The following is a 15572-nucleotide window of genomic DNA, read 5'->3' as shown; positions in this document are numbered from 1 at the left end:
CGCTGCGCCCTCTGATCCGTTAGCAGGGCGCGCCTGCCGCCCGCCGCGACCAGCTGTGGAACCCGCACCCCCGTCGGCACTCCAACGCCGACCGCGTTCCCGACAAGTGCAGGCACGGGGCTATACTCGGCACTTTTCAGATCGTTCATCTACAAGGACTCGTCCATGAAATCGCTCGGCAAAATCCTGGGTTTGGTCTTTCTCGGGCTGTTGCTGATCGTCGTGGCGGCGGGCTTCGCCCTGACCCACCTATTCGATCCCAACGACTACAAGGACGAGATTCGCGACCTGGCGCGCAGCAAGGCCGGCCTCGAACTGGACATCAAAGGCGATATCGGCTGGAGCCTGTTTCCCTGGCTCGGCCTGGAACTGCACGACACCACCCTGGCCAGCGCGCAGACCCCCGAACAGCCGTTCGCTGACCTGCGCATGCTCGGCCTGTCGGTGCGGGTAATGCCGCTGCTGAGCCGCGAAGTGCAGATGAGCGATATCACCGTCAACGGCCTCAACCTGACCCTGAGCCGTGACGAACAGGGCCGCGGCAACTGGGAGGGCGTCGGCCAGCCGGCCGCTCGCAGCGAACCGGCTGGCGAAACCCCGAAAGCGGCCGAGCCGCAAGCCGAACAGCGCGAAGACGCACCGCCTGCGCGCAAGCCGCTCACCCTGGATATCGACAGCCTGACCGTCAGCGATGCCCGCGTGACCTACCACGACGCCAAGACCGGCCAGCAGTACAGCGCCGAAAGCATCGAGCTCACGACCGGCGCAATCCGTGAAGGCAGCCCGGTCCCGGTGAAGCTCAACGCCTTTTTCGGCAGCAACAAGCCTGTGATGCGCGCACGCACCGAACTGCAGGGCTCGCTGCGCTTCGACAACCAGCTCAGGCGCTACCAGTTCGAAGACATGCGCCTGTCCGGCGAGGCCTCCGGCGAACCGCTGCAGGGCCAGACCCTGACCTTCAGCGCCCAGGGCCAGCTGCTGGTCGATCTCGCCGCGCAAATCGCTGAGTTGAACGGTCTCAAGTTCACCGCCAACCAGCTGCGCGGACTGGGCGAACTGAAGGCGCGCGACCTGGACAAGGAACCGAAGATCAGCGGCGCCCTGACCGTCGCGCAGTTCAACCTGCGCGAGTTCCTCCAGGGCACCGGCCAGCAGCTGCCGGCCATGGCTGACGCTGCCGCACTGAGCAAGGCCGAACTGGTCAGTCGTCTGAGCGGTACGCCGAACAGCCTGGCGCTGGAAGAGCTGACCCTGAAACTCGACGACAGCACCTTCACCGGCCGCCTCGCCGTCAGCGACTTCGCCCGCCAGGCGCTACGCGTCGACCTCAAGGGCGACCGCTTCGATCTGGACCGCTACCTACCGCCGCCGAGCAAGGAACAGGCGGCCGAGGCAGCGCGCAAGAGCGAGGTCAAGAGCACCCAGGCCAGCGCGATCGGCAGCGGCACCACACCATTGCCCAACGCGCCGACCCAACAGGCCTGGAGCGAGGCCTCAGTGTTGCCGGTGGATCAGCTGCGCAAGCTCGACACCGAGATCAACCTGGCCATTGGCAGCCTGACCGCAATGAAGATCCCGCTGGACGGCTTCAACCTCAAGGCACGTACCCGCAACGGCCTGCTGACCCTGCAGGAAGTGCGCGGCGGACTGTATGGCGGCCGCCTGGACGGCTCGGCCAGCCTCGACGTGCGCCCGGCATTGCCATTACTGACCGTGCAGAACCGCTTCAATGGCGTGCCGGTCGAGCGCTTGCTGGAAAGCCAAGGTGAGGACGTGGTGGTCAAGGGGCTGCTCAACCTGGACGCCGACCTGCGTACCCAGGGCAACAGCGAGAAGGCCTGGATCGACAACCTCAACGGCAAGGTCGGCTTCATCATCGACAACGGCATGCTGGTCGATGCCAACCTCGAGCAGCAGCTCTGCCGCGCCATCGCCACGCTCAACCGCAAGCCGCTGACCAGCGAGCCACGCAGCAAGGACACGCCGTTCCGTGAACTCAAGGGCAACCTGACGCTGCGCAATGGCGTAGCCAGCAATCCCGACCTCAAGGCCAGCATCCCCGGGCTCACCGTCAATGGCAACGGCGATGTCGACCTGCGCGTGCTGGGCATGGACTATCGCGTCGGCATCGTCATCGAGGGCGACAAGGGCGCAATGCCGGACCCGGCCTGCCAGGTCAACGAGCGCTACGTCGGTATCGAATGGCCGCTGCGCTGCCGCGGCCCTCTGGAGCTGGGCGCCAAGGCCTGCCGCTTCGACAAGGACGCGCTGGGCAAGGTGGCTGCGCGACTGGCCGGCGAGAAGCTCAACGAAAAGATCGAAGAGAAGCTCGGCGACAAGGTCAGCCCGGAACTCAAGGACGCCCTCAAAGGCCTGTTCAACCGATGAGTCCGGAGCAGTTCGGCGCGGCGGTCCTCGACTGGTTCGACCGCCACGGCCGCAAGGATCTGCCCTGGCAGCAGAACATCACGCCGTACCGGGTGTGGGTGTCGGAGATCATGCTGCAGCAGACCCAGGTCAGCACCGTGCTCGGCTACTTCGACCGTTTCATGGACGCACTGCCCACAGTCGAGGCGCTCGCCGCGGCCGAGGAAGATGAAGTGCTGCACCTGTGGACCGGCCTCGGCTACTACAGTCGCGCGCGCAACCTGCACAAGACCGCCAAGTACGTCGTGACCGAATACGGCGGCATGTTTCCGGCGGATGTCGACAAACTCGCCGAGCTTCCCGGGATAGGCCGATCCACCGCCGGCGCCATCGCCAGTATCAGCATGGGCCTGCGCGCGCCGATTCTCGACGGCAACGTCAAGCGCGTGCTGGCCCGCTACGTTGCGCAGGATGGCTATCCCGGAGAGCCGAAGGTGGCCCGCCAGCTGTGGGAGGTGGCCGAGCGCTTCACCCCGCAGCAGCGCGTCAACCATTACACCCAGGCGATGATGGATCTCGGCGCCACGCTGTGCACCCGCAGCCGCCCGAGCTGCCTGCTCTGCCCGCTCAGGGCCGGATGCCGCGCCCATCTGCTCGGGCGCGAAACCGACTTCCCGGTGCCCAAGCCACGCAAGGCGCTGCCGCAGAAACGCACGCTGATGCCGCTGCTGGCCAATCGCGACGGCGCCATCCTGCTCTACCGCCGCCCGTCGACGGGCCTGTGGGGCGGGCTCTGGAGTCTGCCGGAGCTGGACGACCTCGCCGCTCTTGACCCTTTGGCCGAGCGGCATGCGTTGCAGCTCGAGGAGCGCCGCGAGCTGCCAGGCCTGACCCACACCTTCAGCCATTTTCAGCTGGCCATCGAGCCCTGGCTGATCAGGGTCAAGTCCGCGCCCGACGCCGTGGCCGAGGCGGACTGGCTCTGGTATAACCTCGCCACCCCGCCGCGCCTCGGCCTTGCCGCGCCGGTAAAGACACTGCTCAAGCGCGCCGCCGCTGAATTGAATGCAGGAGAGACCTCATGACCCGCACCGTGAACTGCCGCAAGTACAACGAAGAACTCCCCGGCCTCGACCGTCCGCCGTTTCCAGGCCAGAAAGGCGAGGACATCTACAACAACATCTCCAAGCAGGCCTGGGACGACTGGCAGAAGCACCAGACCATGCTGATCAACGAGCGCCGGCTGAACATGATGAACGCCGAGGACCGCAAGTTCCTTCAGGGCGAGATGGACAAGTTCTTCTCCGGCGAGGACTACGCCAAGGCCGAAGGCTACGTGCCGCCCAGTGAATGATCGGTCGGCTGCGCTAAGCGCCCGTCCGGATTTAATATTTTTCCGGACCGTGCTTGACAGGCAAATGCCAAATCCGTCTAATAGCGCCCCGTTGCCCAGGTAGCTCAGTCGGTAGAGCAGGGGATTGAAAATCCCCGTGTCGGCGGTTCGATTCCGTCCCTGGGCACCACTAATACTGAGAAACCCCAAGCGAAATTAATTTCCTTGGGGTTTTTTATTGCCTGTGATTTTTGCCGGCGGCGCGCGACGCTCGCCGGAACGGCCTTGACGGGATCACACGGAAGCACCCGCCCAGCATCGGCTGCATCCTGTGATCTCCCCCAAGCCACCCGCTGACTGAAGCTCCGATACCGAACGGCACCTACGCCGCAGCACGAGGACATAGCCGCAGGCAAGCTGCGCAGGGCCAGCAGTCCTTCATTCCCTTCATTGCTCCGACTTCATGCTGCGCTAGGCTGGTGTTAACCGGGCGGGCCTGAGCGGGATGTTGCCTGGCCGCGTCGAACTGCCAAGGGATGCTGCACAGCGCAAGGAGCCGGACGGTGCACAGGATTCTCTCGATTCTGCTGATATTGCTATTGTCGAACGCCGGCCCGGCCGGCGCGGCGCAGTGGCGTTTCGTGACCGAGGACTTCCCGCCGTTCACCTACCCGGCTGACGCCCCGGCCAGCGAAACCACAGGTGTTGGCGCAGCCGGCCCGTTCGTGGAGGTGGTACATACGATCTGCGCACGCCTGCAGCACCACTGCACGATCACCCTGTACCCCTGGCAGCGCGCATTCCGCCTGGCCGAGCACGGGCAGGTGGACGGAATATTCACGCTCACACCTTCACCGCAACGCGAGCAGATGTTCCACATCAGCCGGATGCTGGTCACTTCTCGCTACAGTGTTTTCGCCCAGACCGAGAGCAGCTTCGTCTTCAACCAGCCAAGCGATATGGCAGGACGACTGGTTGGCGTCTATGGTCCGTCCGGCACCTCCTATGTGCTGTCCGAGCGCCTCAAGTCGGTGCCAGACGTACGCCTACACCTGACTACCGACAACCGACGACTCTTACGCATGCTGCAGTCCGGACGCTTCGGCGTGGACGGCCTGGCAGTGCTCAATCAGGATGTCGCCTGGCACCTGATCGAACAAGAGCGCCTCGCCGGAGTGCGTGAGGCCGGCGAGATGGGTCCGATCCGCTATGGCATCGGCCTCTCGCGCAAGACGGTGAGCGAGGCACAGTTCGAGGCGTTCGAGCAAGCGCTGGACGCGGCGATAGCCGATGGCACGGTGCCGAGGATCCTGCACCGGCACCAACTCGAAGCCGCCTTCTGAGCGTTGCGCACGCCCGGCAAGCGGCGGCTCGGCGCATTTCTCGCCATGCGTGACCGGCCGCCATTTCGACAACGCAGACGGATCATCTGAGACCTGGCGCCGATTAGCGCAGCGACCAGCCTGTTACCCTCGCCCGCCCGAACCGCATGGACGCCCTCATGCTGCGCTACCTGCTTGCCGCCCTGCTCGCCACTGCCATGCCTGCCTCTGCCGAGTCGTTCGATTGCCGGGTGATCGGCATCGCCGACGGCAACACGTTCAGCTGCCGGACCAACGTGGGCGAACGGCTCCGGGTTCGGCTGGCGGAGATCGATGCCCCGGAACTCAAGCAACCCTACGGCAGCCAGGCCCGGCAAGCGCTCTCCGACCATATCTTCGGCAAGAACGTGACGCTCGAGGTCAAGGGCCGCGATGGCCTTGGGCGGACCCTGGCGCGAGTCGGCGTTGGCAATATCGACGTCAATTCGGAAATGGTCAGGGCGGGCGCCGCCTGGGCGTATCGCGCTCGCCTGGACGACCGCAGGCTGCTCGACCTGGAGGCTGTCGCCCGAGAGTTCCGGCGTGGCCTGTGGTCGTTGCACAAGACCGAACAGCAACCACCATGGGAATGGCGCGAGCAGATGCGCAAGAGCCGCTAGCTGGGGCACGCTCATCGGTCGACGTCACTAGCCGGGCGCCAGACCTGAGCTGACTGCCCTGATTCGGGGTCGCGCCGAGGACGGCGACAAGCTAGCCTGCAAGGGCGTGGAGCGTATTGCCGCTCTGCCGATCGCCTGGAGCTTGCAGCATGCCCACTCGATGGATTGCGATAGTCGCCGGCCTGACACTCATGGGCAATTGCCAGGCCGATGAGCTGCGCTTCGTTACCGAGGATTTTCCGCCGTTCACCTATGCATCAGCCACAGCGACCGCAGACCGTGCGGCCGGGCCTTTCGTCGAGATCGTCGAAGCCGTCTGTGCGCGGATGGGAGTCGACTGCCCGGTGCAGCTGCTGCCGTGGCGCCGTGCACTGGCGCTGGCCGAAATGGGCGAGGTGGACGGTATATTCACCGTGATTCGCTCGCCGGAGCGCGAGCGCGCCTTTCACCTCACCCGCATGCTGGTCACCTCACGCTATGGCGTCTATGCCCGCTCGAGCAGCCGCTTCGTTTTCCACCGCCCGCAGGACCTGGCCGGGCGCAGCGTCGCCGTCTACGGGCCGTCAGGTACCTCGTTCGTGCTCGGCCAGCACCTGGCCGAGGTCAGCGACGTGACACTGATCCTGAAGGCCGACAATCGGCGGCTGCTGCGCATGCTGGAAGCCGGCAGGTTCGGCGAACAGGGCGTCGCAGTGGTCAATCAGGACGTCGCCTGGCACCTGATCGACCAGGAAAGGCTGCTCGACATCCACGAAGCCGGCGAGCTGCAGGCCGTCTCCTACGCTATCGGGCTGTCTCGAGCGGCGGTCAGCGAAGCCGAGTTTGCCCGCTTCAACGATGCGCTGGAGGTGCTGATCGACGAGGGGAGCATCGCCACGATTCTGCGCCATCACGGGCTGGAGCCGGCTTTCTAGACGCTTCGCTACACCGGAGCAGAATCCTTCCTCACATTTTGCTGAATCATTCGGCGCTTCGAGCCGTCTACCAGAAGGCAGCGTTCGGGCAAATCCGAAGTCTCGCCGCATACATCCCGCTCATCACCCGCTCATAACGGAGGCTGACCGCCCATGGATGCCGCCAGGAAATTGCCCAAGGCCATCATTCTCTTCCCCGTGTTCATCCCAGCCGTGGTCGTCACGCTCCTGCTGGTGATCGGTACGATCAGCAATCCGGACCTGGCCGGTGAGGTGTTCAGCTCGACGCTGGCCTTCATCACTGCCAATTTCGGCTGGTTCTACATGCTCTCGGTGGCCTTTTTCCTGGTGTTCATCGTCGGCATCGCCATGACACCCTGGGGCAACATCAAGCTGGGTCCGGATCACGCCGAGCCGCAGTACAGCTTCCCGGCCTGGTTCGCGATGCTCTTCTCCGCCGGCTACGGCATCGCCCTGTTGTTCTTCGGCGTGGCCGAACCCGTACTGCACTACGCCTCGCCGCCCGCCGGAGCCGCGGAGACGGTCGACGCGGCCAAGCAGGCCATGCAGATCGCCTTCTTCCACTGGGGCTTTCATATCTGGGCCATCTACGGCCTGACCGGTCTGGTACTGGCGTACTTCTCGTTCCGCCACGGCCTGCCGCTGTCGATGCGCTCGGCGCTGTACCCGATCATCGGCGAGCGCATCCACGGGCCGATCGGCCATGTGGTGGATGTCTTCGCGATTCTCGGCACGCTGTTCGGTATCGCCACCACCCTGGGCCTGTCCGTTACCCAGATCAACGCGGGCATCAACTACCTCTGGCCGTCGATACCGATCAGCATCAACGTGCAGATCATCGCCATCGCGATCATTACCGCAATGGCGATCTGTTCGGTGGTTGCCGGGCTGGACAAGGGTGTGAAGAACCTGTCGCTGCTGAACATGATCCTGGCGATCGGTCTGATGCTCTTCGTGTTTCTGGCCGGCCCGAGCATCTTCATTCTCGAAACCTTCCTGCAGAACACCGGCAGCTACCTGAACAACATCATCGAGCGCACCTTCAACCTGCAGGCCTACAGCCGCAGCGACTGGATCGGCAACTGGACCCTGTTCATCTTCGGTTGGACCATCGCCTGGTCGCCGTTCGTCGGGCTGTTCATCGCCAAGATCAGCCGTGGTCGGACCATCCGCCAGTTCGTCTTCGGCGTGATGTTCGTGCCGACCATCTTCACCTTTCTCTGGTTCTCGGTGTTCGGTGATACCGCACTGCACATGATCATGGTCGAGGGCTACACCTCGCTGATCGGCGATGTGCAGGCGGACAACGCCATCGCGCTGTTCAAACTGTTCGAACTGCTGCCGATGACGTCCATCGCCTCGTTCCTGGCGGTTGTGCTTATCATCACCTTCTTCGTCACCTCGTCGGATTCCGGCTCCCTTGTCATCGACTCGCTGGCCGCAGGCGGCGCGCTACACACGCCGGTATGGCAACGGGTGTTCTGGGCCAGCATCGAGGGCGTAGTCGCATCCACCCTGCTGCTGGCCGGCGGCCTCAGTGCGCTGCAGACCATGACCATCGCCAGCGCGCTGCCCTTCGCGATCATCATGATGATCGCCGCGCTGGGCATGTGGCGCGCACTGGTGATCGAAGGCCACCACGAAACCAGTCTGCAAAGCCATATGCAGAGCAGTCGACTGGCGAGCAACGCCGGCCCTGGGCTGTGGAAGAAGCGCCTGGCCGGTTTGGTCAGCTTTCCCAACCGGGAGGAGGTCGACGGCTTCATGAACACCACGGTGCTCAAGGCCATGCGCCGGGTGCAGCGGGAACTCAGTGGCCAGGACTGGGCAGCCGAAGTGCACACCGATGAAGCCCATTCGCGGCTCTACCTGGAGGTCATCAAGGATGACCAGGTGGACTTCATCTACGAGATCCGTGCGGTCGGTTACGCCATGCCGGCGTTCGCCCTGACCGAGGGGCCGGAGGCGGACGAGCAGTATTACCGCGCCGAAGTGTTCCTGCGCCGCGGCGGCCAGCACTACGACGTCTACGGATACGACCAGGCGGACATCATCAGCGACATACTCGATCAGTTCGAGAAGTACCTGCATTTCCTGCACATCTCGCCGGGGAGCTTGCCGTGGAAGATGGCCGAACACGACGAAATGCTCTCCGACGATCAGGACGCACCCAAGCCGGAAGCGAGTTGAGAGCGAGGCCGCCTCGGGCCGCACGGAAGCGGGCCGAGCCTGCCGTTCGCGCAAGGCGTCGGAGTGCGCCTGCGCGTGCAGCGCCGATTTCATCTATATAGATAGGGGCGCATCGGTGGCCAGCGAAACATGACCGATCGGTCACAACGCTCAACGCCGCATCGCGCTTGGCGCATGCCGCATCGCATGCTAGGTTTGCGCCTCGCCAGGACGGCGAGCAGCTCGCGCGGAGCGCACCATCAGATATCTAGACCATGGCGGCCTTCGCCGGTCTGTAAGAGGACCCCTCATGGCCGAGGCCATCCCTGCACTGGAAATCCGCAACCTGCACAAGCGCTACGGCGATCTGGAAGTTCTCAAAGGCATTTCGCTGACCGCCCGCGATGGCGATGTGATTTCCATCCTCGGCTCTTCAGGCTCCGGCAAGTCAACCTTCCTGCGCTGCATCAACCTCTTGGAAAACCCCAATGAGGGTGAAATCCTGGTGGCCGGCGAGCAGCTCAAGCTCAAGCGCGACAAGCAGGGTGATCTGATTGCCGCTGACGGCAAGCAGCTCAACCGGGTTCGCAGCGAGCTGGGCTTCGTGTTCCAGAACTTCAACCTCTGGCCGCACATGACCATCCTCGACAACATCATCGAGGCACCGCGCCGCGTGCTCGGCCAGAGCAAGGCCGAAGCCACCGAGGTGGCCGAGGCGCTGCTGGCCAAGGTCGGCATCGCCGACAAACGCCACGTCTACCCCAACCAGCTTTCCGGCGGTCAGCAGCAGCGCGCGGCGATCGCTCGCACGCTGGCGATGCAGCCCAAGGTAATCCTGTTCGACGAACCCACCTCGGCGCTCGATCCGGAAATGGTACAAGAAGTGCTTGCAGTGATCCGGTCGCTCGCCGAGGAAGGCCGGACTATGCTGCTCGTCACCCACGAAATGAATTTCGCCAAGCAGGTTTCCAGCGAAGTGGTGTTCCTCCACCAGGGCCTGGTCGAGGAGCAGGGGACGCCCGAGCAGGTATTTGACAACCCTCAATCGGCGCGCTGTAAACAATTCATGTCCAGCCATCGCTAATGGAGCAACACCGCATGAAGAGCTATAAAAAGATCCTGCTGACCGCTGCTGCCTCGCTGATCATCGGCACCCAGGCATTCGCCGCGGAAAAACTACGGATTGGTACCGAAGGCGCCTACCCGCCCTTCAACCTGATCGATGCCAGCGGCAAGGTGGTCGGCTTCGACCTCGACATCGCCCACGCCCTCTGCGCCAAGATGAAAACCGAATGCGAAGTGGTCACCTCCGACTGGGACGGCATCATCCCGGCCCTGAATGCCGGCAAGTTCGATTTCCTCGCCGCCTCGATGTCGGTGACCGAAGAGCGCAAGAACGCCGTCGATTTCACCGATCACTACTACACCAACAAGCTGCAGTTCGTGGCGCCGAAGAGCGTCGAGTTCAAGACCGACAAGGACTATCTGGACGGCAAGGTCATCGGCGCGCAGCGCGCAACCATCGCTGGCACCTGGCTGGAAGACAACCTGGACGGCGTAGTCGATATCAAGCTCTATGACACTCAGGAGAACGCCTACCTGGACCTGGCCTCCGGCCGCGTCGACGGCATCCTGGCCGACACCTTCGTGCAGTGGGAATGGCTCAAGAGCGATGCCGGCAAGGACTTCGAGTTCAAGGGCGAGCCGGTGTTCGATGACGACAAGATCGCCATCGCCGTGCGCAAGGGCAACGACGAGCTGCGTGAGAAGCTGAACAAGGCGCTGGCCGAGATCATCGCTGACGGCACCTACAAGCAGATCAACGACAAGTATTTCCCGTTCAGCATTTACTGATCCAACCGAGCCGAAGCCCGGTCGCCTGAAACTGGCCGACCGGGCTTTGGTGTTTGAGCTTCTATGATTCCTGACCTTCACGGATTCGGTCCGGCGCTCATTGCCGGCACCTGGATGACCATCCAACTGGCCCTCGCCTCCCTGGCGCTGGGGCTGGTGCTCGGTCTGCTCGGCGCGCTCGCCAAGACCTCGCCCTACAGCGCGCTGCGCTGGCTCGGCGGCACCTACTCGACCATCGTGCGCGGTGTCCCTGAACTGCTCTGGGTGCTGCTGATCTACTTCGGCACCATCAGCCTGATTCGCGGTATCGGCGAGTTGTTCGGCATCGAGAACCTGGCGCTCAGTCCGTTCGCCGCCGGCACCATCGCCCTCGGCCTGTGCTTTGGCGCCTATGCGACCGAGGTCTTCCGCGGCGCGCTGCTGGCCATTCCCAAGGGTCACCGCGAGGCTGGCCTGGCCCTGGGCCTGGGCAAGCGGCGCATCTTCCTGCGGCTGATCCTGCCGCAGATGTGGCGCCTGGCCCTGCCGGGTCTGGGCAACCTGTTCATGATCCTGATGAAGGACACCGCGCTGGTTTCGGTGATCGGCCTGGAGGAAATCATGCGCCGCTCGCAGATCGCGGTGACCGCCAGCAAGGAGCCTTTCACCTTCTTCCTCGTGGCCGCCTTCATCTACCTGTGCCTGACCATCGTCGCCATGATCGGTATGCACTTCCTCGAAAAACGTGCCGGCCGCGGCTTCGTGCGGAGCGCAGCATGACCTGGGAAATCTTCATCAAGTGGCTGCCGAGCTTCATCGAGGGCGCCTGGCTGACCCTTCAGCTGGTCGGCGTTTCGGTCGTCGCCGGGCTGATCTTCGCCGTACCGCTGGGCATCGCCCGCTCCTCCCGACATCTAGCGGTGCGCGCGCTGCCTTATGGCTACATCTTCTTCTTCCGTGGCACACCACTGCTGGTGCAACTGTTCCTGGTCTACTACGGCATGGCGCAGTTCGAGGTGGTGCGCCAGAGTGCGCTCTGGCCGTATCTGCGTGACCCGTACTGGTGCGCCATCATCACCATGACCCTGCACACCGCCGCCTATATCGCCGAGATCATCCGCGGCGCGATCCAGAACGTGCCTCACGGTGAAGTCGAAGCCGCCCGCGCGCTGGGCATGTCACGCGCGCAGGCGCTGCTGCACATCATCCTGCCGCGTGCGACACGCATCGGCCTGCCGGCCTACAGCAACGAAGTGATCCTGATGCTCAAGGCCAGCGCCCTGGCCAGCACCATCACCCTGCTGGAACTGACCGGAATGGCACGCAAGATCGCCGCACGCACCTACCTGCACGAGGAAATGTTCCTCACCGCCGGCCTTATCTACCTGCTGATCGCCTTCATCCTGATGCAGGGCTTCAAGCTGCTGGAACGCTGGCTACGGGTCGACGCCTGCCAGGGCCGCTAAGCCCTGGCTGCCTCCTCGGCTCAGCGAGGAGGCATGCTCTGCCTGGCCACTTTGGCTGAATCCCGCCTCCGCTCCGCGGTCAGACGCAAACCCGAGCCCATCACGAGATTGCCCATGCCTGTCGATATTCAACGCATCGAAATGGACCAGCTCGCCTGCTGGCGAGTCCGCCGCGGTGAGGACGAACTGCTGATCGCCGAACAGGGCGCGCAGATCCTCAGCTATCGCCAGGGCGATGCGCCGCCGATCATCTGGCTCAGCGAGGAGGCCGCCTATCAGCAAGGGCAGTCGGTTCGCGGTGGCGTACCCGTGTGCTGGCCATGGTTCGGCGACCTGGCGCGCAACCCGCAAGGGGTCCAGGCAAGCTACCACGGCGAGCAACCCGCCCCGTTCCACGGCCTGGTGCGCGCCCTGCCCTGGCAACTGCGCGAACAGCGCAGCGAAGGCGATACGGCAGTTCTCGAATTCCATTGCCCGCAGGCGCTCGGCCAATTGCCGGGCTGGCCGCACCGGGTCGAACTGGCGCTGCAGATCCGCCTGGCCGACGAGCTGGAGCTCAGGCTCAGCAGCCGCAACGTCGGCACGGAGGCAGTCACCATCAGCCAGGCCCTGCACAGCTATTTCGCCGTCAGCGACATCCGTCAGGTGCGTGTGGAAGGCCTGGCCGGCTGCCCCTACATCGATACGCTGCTGGATTGGCAGCAGCGCCAGCAGCAGAACGGCGACCTGGCGTTCAACGGCGAAACCGACCGCATCTACTTGCAGCTCCCGACAACGCTGAGACTCGTCGACCCGGCATGGAAACGCAGCATCCAGCTGACCACCCGTGGCTCGCGATCAGCGGTGCTGTGGAACCCCTGGATCGACAAGGCCAAGCGCCTGTCCAGCTTCGCCGACGACGCCTGGCAGCGCATGGCCTGCATCGAGACGGCCAACGTGCTGGACGACGTGGTGGTATTGCAGCCCGGCCAGCAGCACCTGTTGGGCGTGTCAGTCACCGCAATCCCCGCGCTCTGAATTGCCGAATACGATCGGCTATAACAGCGCCAATCATCTTTCTGTGATCGAGTAGATAGTTGCATGTAAGTGATGACTTACATGCAACTGGACTATTTCGCACAAGTTCAAATAGATCGCAGAAGCAAATTTCCCGACAGTTTTGAATTAGTTCCGTCGGCCGCCGGCTAATATTTCCCACTGCAACAGAGATCACACTTCTCGCCTTGAATGAGGCATACCCCCCGTCTAGGATGCCCACCCCATAAGGCCCTGTGCAATTTGTTGCGCAGGGAAAGTGCGCAAAAAGTTGCACACCTCCTTTCTCGGAAACATGCCGCTCTTAAATATTCGGCAGTTTCAAAGTTCACGGATCGAACTTGAGCGTCACGGAAGACCCAATGCACGCCAGCGCACTCAGCAAGCATTATCTGGAACTTGCCAGAAAGCCGGTCAATGACAGCAATTTCGCTGGCGACGATATTCGCTACAGCAGCGAATTCGAATTGCTCGAGGCTGAACTGGCCAAGGCCGGAGCACTGCACCAAACCACCGGTATCGACTGGCAGAAGGTCCGCGAGGGCAGCGAGATGCTGCTCGCCTCGCTGTCCAAGGACCTGCGCGCCGCCGCCTGGCTGACCTGGAGCCTGTTCCAGCGCGAGTCTTTCGCTGGACTACAGGCCGGGCTGAATCTGCTGCAGTACCTGTGCAGCAATCACTGGGCCGAACTGCACCCACGCAAACCACGCACCCGCGCCGCCGCGATCAACTGGCTGCTGCCGCGCCTGGAACAGACCTTTTCCGAAGACGTCCCGGTCGGCGAACAGCTGCCGCTGTTCCGCAGCCTGGCCGAGCAACTGCATGCGCTGGAGCAGTGCCTATCCGGTCATCTCGGCGAAGACGCACCGCTGCTGTTGCCGCTTTGCCGCCAACTCGACGGCATGGTCAAACGCGCCAGCTCGGGGCAACCGCAGCCCGGGACAGTCGGCGCAGCCATCGCCCAGGTGAAGCAGGTCGCCAGCCAGGTCTTCGCCCCCGGCTCACCGATCGAGAACGACAAGGAAGCGCTCAAGGCCCTGCGCAACCTGCAGGAGCAGGCGCGCCCATTGACCGCCTGGTGGCTGAAGCAACGAACCAGCGATCTGCGGCCGCTGCGCCTGTCACGCACGCTCCTGTGGCTGAGCATCGACAGCCTGCCGGAGCACAACGGCGAGCAGGTCACCGCCCTGCGTGGGATACCTGCCGACAAGCTGGCCAACTACCGCGAGCGTTTCGCCCAGGGCCTGTACGCCGACCTGCTGGTGGACCTGGAGAACAGCACCGCGCGTGCCCCGTTCTGGCTGGACGGTCAGCGCCTGGCCTGGGAGTGCCTGCAGGAGCTGGACGCCGCGCAGGCCATGCGCGAAGTGGAGATCCAGCTCGCGCTTTTCCTGCAACGCGTACCGCGTCTGGAAGAGCTGTGCTTTCACGACGGCACCCCGTTCGCCGACGCCGAAACCCGCGCCTGGATCAGCGGCCAGGTCATGCCCCATGTACAGCCGGCCACGGCCGCCAGACAGGAAGAACCGCCTGTCACCGGCACCGCACAACCGAGCTGGGAGCTCGCGCTGCAAGAGGCCGTTCCGCTGTTGCGCAAAGAAGGCCTCAAGCCTGCCGTGCAACAGCTCAAGCAGGGCCTGGCTCGCGCCCGCGGCGGCCGCGAGCGCTTCTTCTGGCAGCTGAGCCTCGCCCGCCTGTGCTACCAGGCCAAGAAATACGAGCTGGCCAAAACCCAGCTCGAAGCACTCGACCAGCAGCTCGAGGCCAGTGGCCTGGGCAGCTGGGAGCCCGATCTCGCCCTCGAGGTACTGCGCCTGCTGCACAGCTGTTGCGAGCTGCTGCCGCAGAACCACGCCGTGCGTGAAAGCAAGGATGAGATTTACCGCAGGCTGTGCCACCTCGATCTCGAAGTGGTGCTGGACTAACCGCAAAGGAGAACACCATGGCCAAAGAAGGCTCGGTTGCACCCAAGGAACGCATCAACGTCACGTTCAAGCCGGCCACCGGCAATGCTCAGGAAGAGGTCGAGCTGCCCCTCAAGCTGATGGTGCTGGGCGATTTCACCCAGCGCGCCGACGACCGCAAGATCGAAGACCGCAAGCCCATCGCCATCGACAAGAACAGCTTCGACGAGGTCCTGGCCAAGCAGGAGCTGAGCCTGACCTTCGGCGTGCCGAACCGTCTGCAGGACGAGCAGACCGATGACGAACTGGCCGTGCAGCTGCGCATCAATTCGATGAAGGACTTCAACCCGGCCAATCTGGTCGAGCAGGTCCCGGAGCTGAAGAAACTGATGGAACTGCGCGACGCCCTGGTCGCCCTGAAGGGCCCGCTGGGCAACGCGCCGGCCTTCCGCAAGGCCATCGAAAGCGTACTCGCCGACGACGATTCGCGTGACCGCGTACTCGGCGAACTGGGCCTGGCGGCCAAAGAGAAGCTGGACGCCTGATATC

14 protein-coding genes and 1 tRNA gene are annotated in these 15572 nt (G+C 63.7%); all 15 read left to right on the top strand.

The window, feature by feature from the left end:
- The first annotated feature begins 165 nt into the window (after positions 1-165).
- The 15 genes from NAO55_RS11685 (at position 166) to tssB (ending at position 15568) form a co-directional block, all read left to right on the top strand.
- The gene (locus NAO55_RS11685) at positions 166-2388 is read left to right on the top strand and encodes an AsmA family protein (protein ID WP_102838998.1); all 2223 of its coding nucleotides are present in this window, start codon (positions 166-168) and stop codon (positions 2386-2388) included.
- Positions 2385-3452, top strand: coding sequence for an A/G-specific adenine glycosylase (gene mutY, locus NAO55_RS11680; RefSeq protein ID WP_102838999.1), 1068 nt, complete (start codon positions 2385-2387; stop codon positions 3450-3452). Before NAO55_RS11685 ends, mutY begins: the two co-directional genes overlap by 4 nt.
- Positions 3449-3721 (top strand): oxidative damage protection protein, encoded by a 273-nt coding sequence (locus NAO55_RS11675; protein WP_102839000.1) that lies wholly within the window; start codon positions 3449-3451, stop codon positions 3719-3721. The genes mutY and NAO55_RS11675 overlap by 4 nt, the downstream gene beginning before the upstream one ends.
- Positions 3722-3814: 93 nt before the next feature.
- A tRNA-Phe gene (locus NAO55_RS11670) sits at positions 3815-3890 on the top strand.
- Positions 3891-4263: 373 nt separating this feature from the next.
- On the top strand, positions 4264-5043 hold the full coding sequence (locus NAO55_RS11665; protein WP_180981606.1) for a substrate-binding periplasmic protein: 780 nt from the start codon (positions 4264-4266) through the stop codon (positions 5041-5043).
- Between the two features lie 158 nt (positions 5044-5201).
- Entirely contained in the window at positions 5202-5681 is a 480-nt protein-coding gene (locus NAO55_RS11660; protein WP_102839662.1) for a thermonuclease family protein, read from the top strand.
- Positions 5682-5830: 149 nt separating this feature from the next.
- The gene (locus tag NAO55_RS11655; protein WP_102839002.1) at positions 5831-6595 is read left to right on the top strand and encodes a substrate-binding periplasmic protein; all 765 of its coding nucleotides are present in this window, start codon (positions 5831-5833) and stop codon (positions 6593-6595) included.
- A 153-nt stretch (positions 6596-6748) separates the two neighbouring features.
- On the top strand, positions 6749-8806 hold the full coding sequence (locus NAO55_RS11650) for a BCCT family transporter (RefSeq protein ID WP_102839003.1): 2058 nt from the start codon (positions 6749-6751) through the stop codon (positions 8804-8806).
- A 289-nt stretch (positions 8807-9095) separates the two neighbouring features.
- Positions 9096-9869, top strand: a complete 774-nt coding sequence (locus tag NAO55_RS11645) for an ABC transporter ATP-binding protein (protein WP_102839004.1) — start codon at positions 9096-9098, stop codon at positions 9867-9869.
- A gap of 14 nt (positions 9870-9883) precedes the next feature.
- Positions 9884-10639 (top strand): ABC transporter substrate-binding protein, encoded by a 756-nt coding sequence (locus NAO55_RS11640; protein ID WP_102839005.1) that lies wholly within the window; start codon positions 9884-9886, stop codon positions 10637-10639.
- A gap of 63 nt (positions 10640-10702) precedes the next feature.
- Positions 10703-11398: an ABC transporter permease gene (locus NAO55_RS11635; protein ID WP_063540140.1), complete on the top strand. Its 696-nt coding sequence runs from the start codon at positions 10703-10705 to the stop codon at positions 11396-11398.
- Entirely contained in the window at positions 11395-12084 is a 690-nt protein-coding gene (locus NAO55_RS11630) for an ABC transporter permease (protein WP_102839006.1), read from the top strand. Before NAO55_RS11635 ends, NAO55_RS11630 begins: the two co-directional genes overlap by 4 nt.
- Positions 12085-12198: 114 nt before the next feature.
- On the top strand, positions 12199-13101 hold the full coding sequence (locus NAO55_RS11625; protein ID WP_102839007.1) for a D-hexose-6-phosphate mutarotase: 903 nt from the start codon (positions 12199-12201) through the stop codon (positions 13099-13101).
- A 380-nt stretch (positions 13102-13481) separates the two neighbouring features.
- The gene (gene tssA, locus NAO55_RS11620; RefSeq protein ID WP_102839008.1) at positions 13482-15044 is read left to right on the top strand and encodes a type VI secretion system protein TssA; all 1563 of its coding nucleotides are present in this window, start codon (positions 13482-13484) and stop codon (positions 15042-15044) included.
- A gap of 17 nt (positions 15045-15061) precedes the next feature.
- Complete coding sequence (tssB, locus tag NAO55_RS11615) at positions 15062-15568, top strand: type VI secretion system contractile sheath small subunit (RefSeq protein ID WP_003303355.1); 507 nt, start codon at positions 15062-15064, stop codon at positions 15566-15568.
- The last annotated feature ends 4 nt before the right edge of the window (positions 15569-15572 follow it).

Origin of the sequence: Stutzerimonas frequens (assembly GCF_024448335.1) — a bacterium.
Classification (GTDB): domain Bacteria; phylum Pseudomonadota; class Gammaproteobacteria; order Pseudomonadales; family Pseudomonadaceae; genus Stutzerimonas; species Stutzerimonas frequens.
Note: the sequence above shows the minus strand (reverse complement) of the source record. Positions and strands in the feature narration are given on the sequence as shown.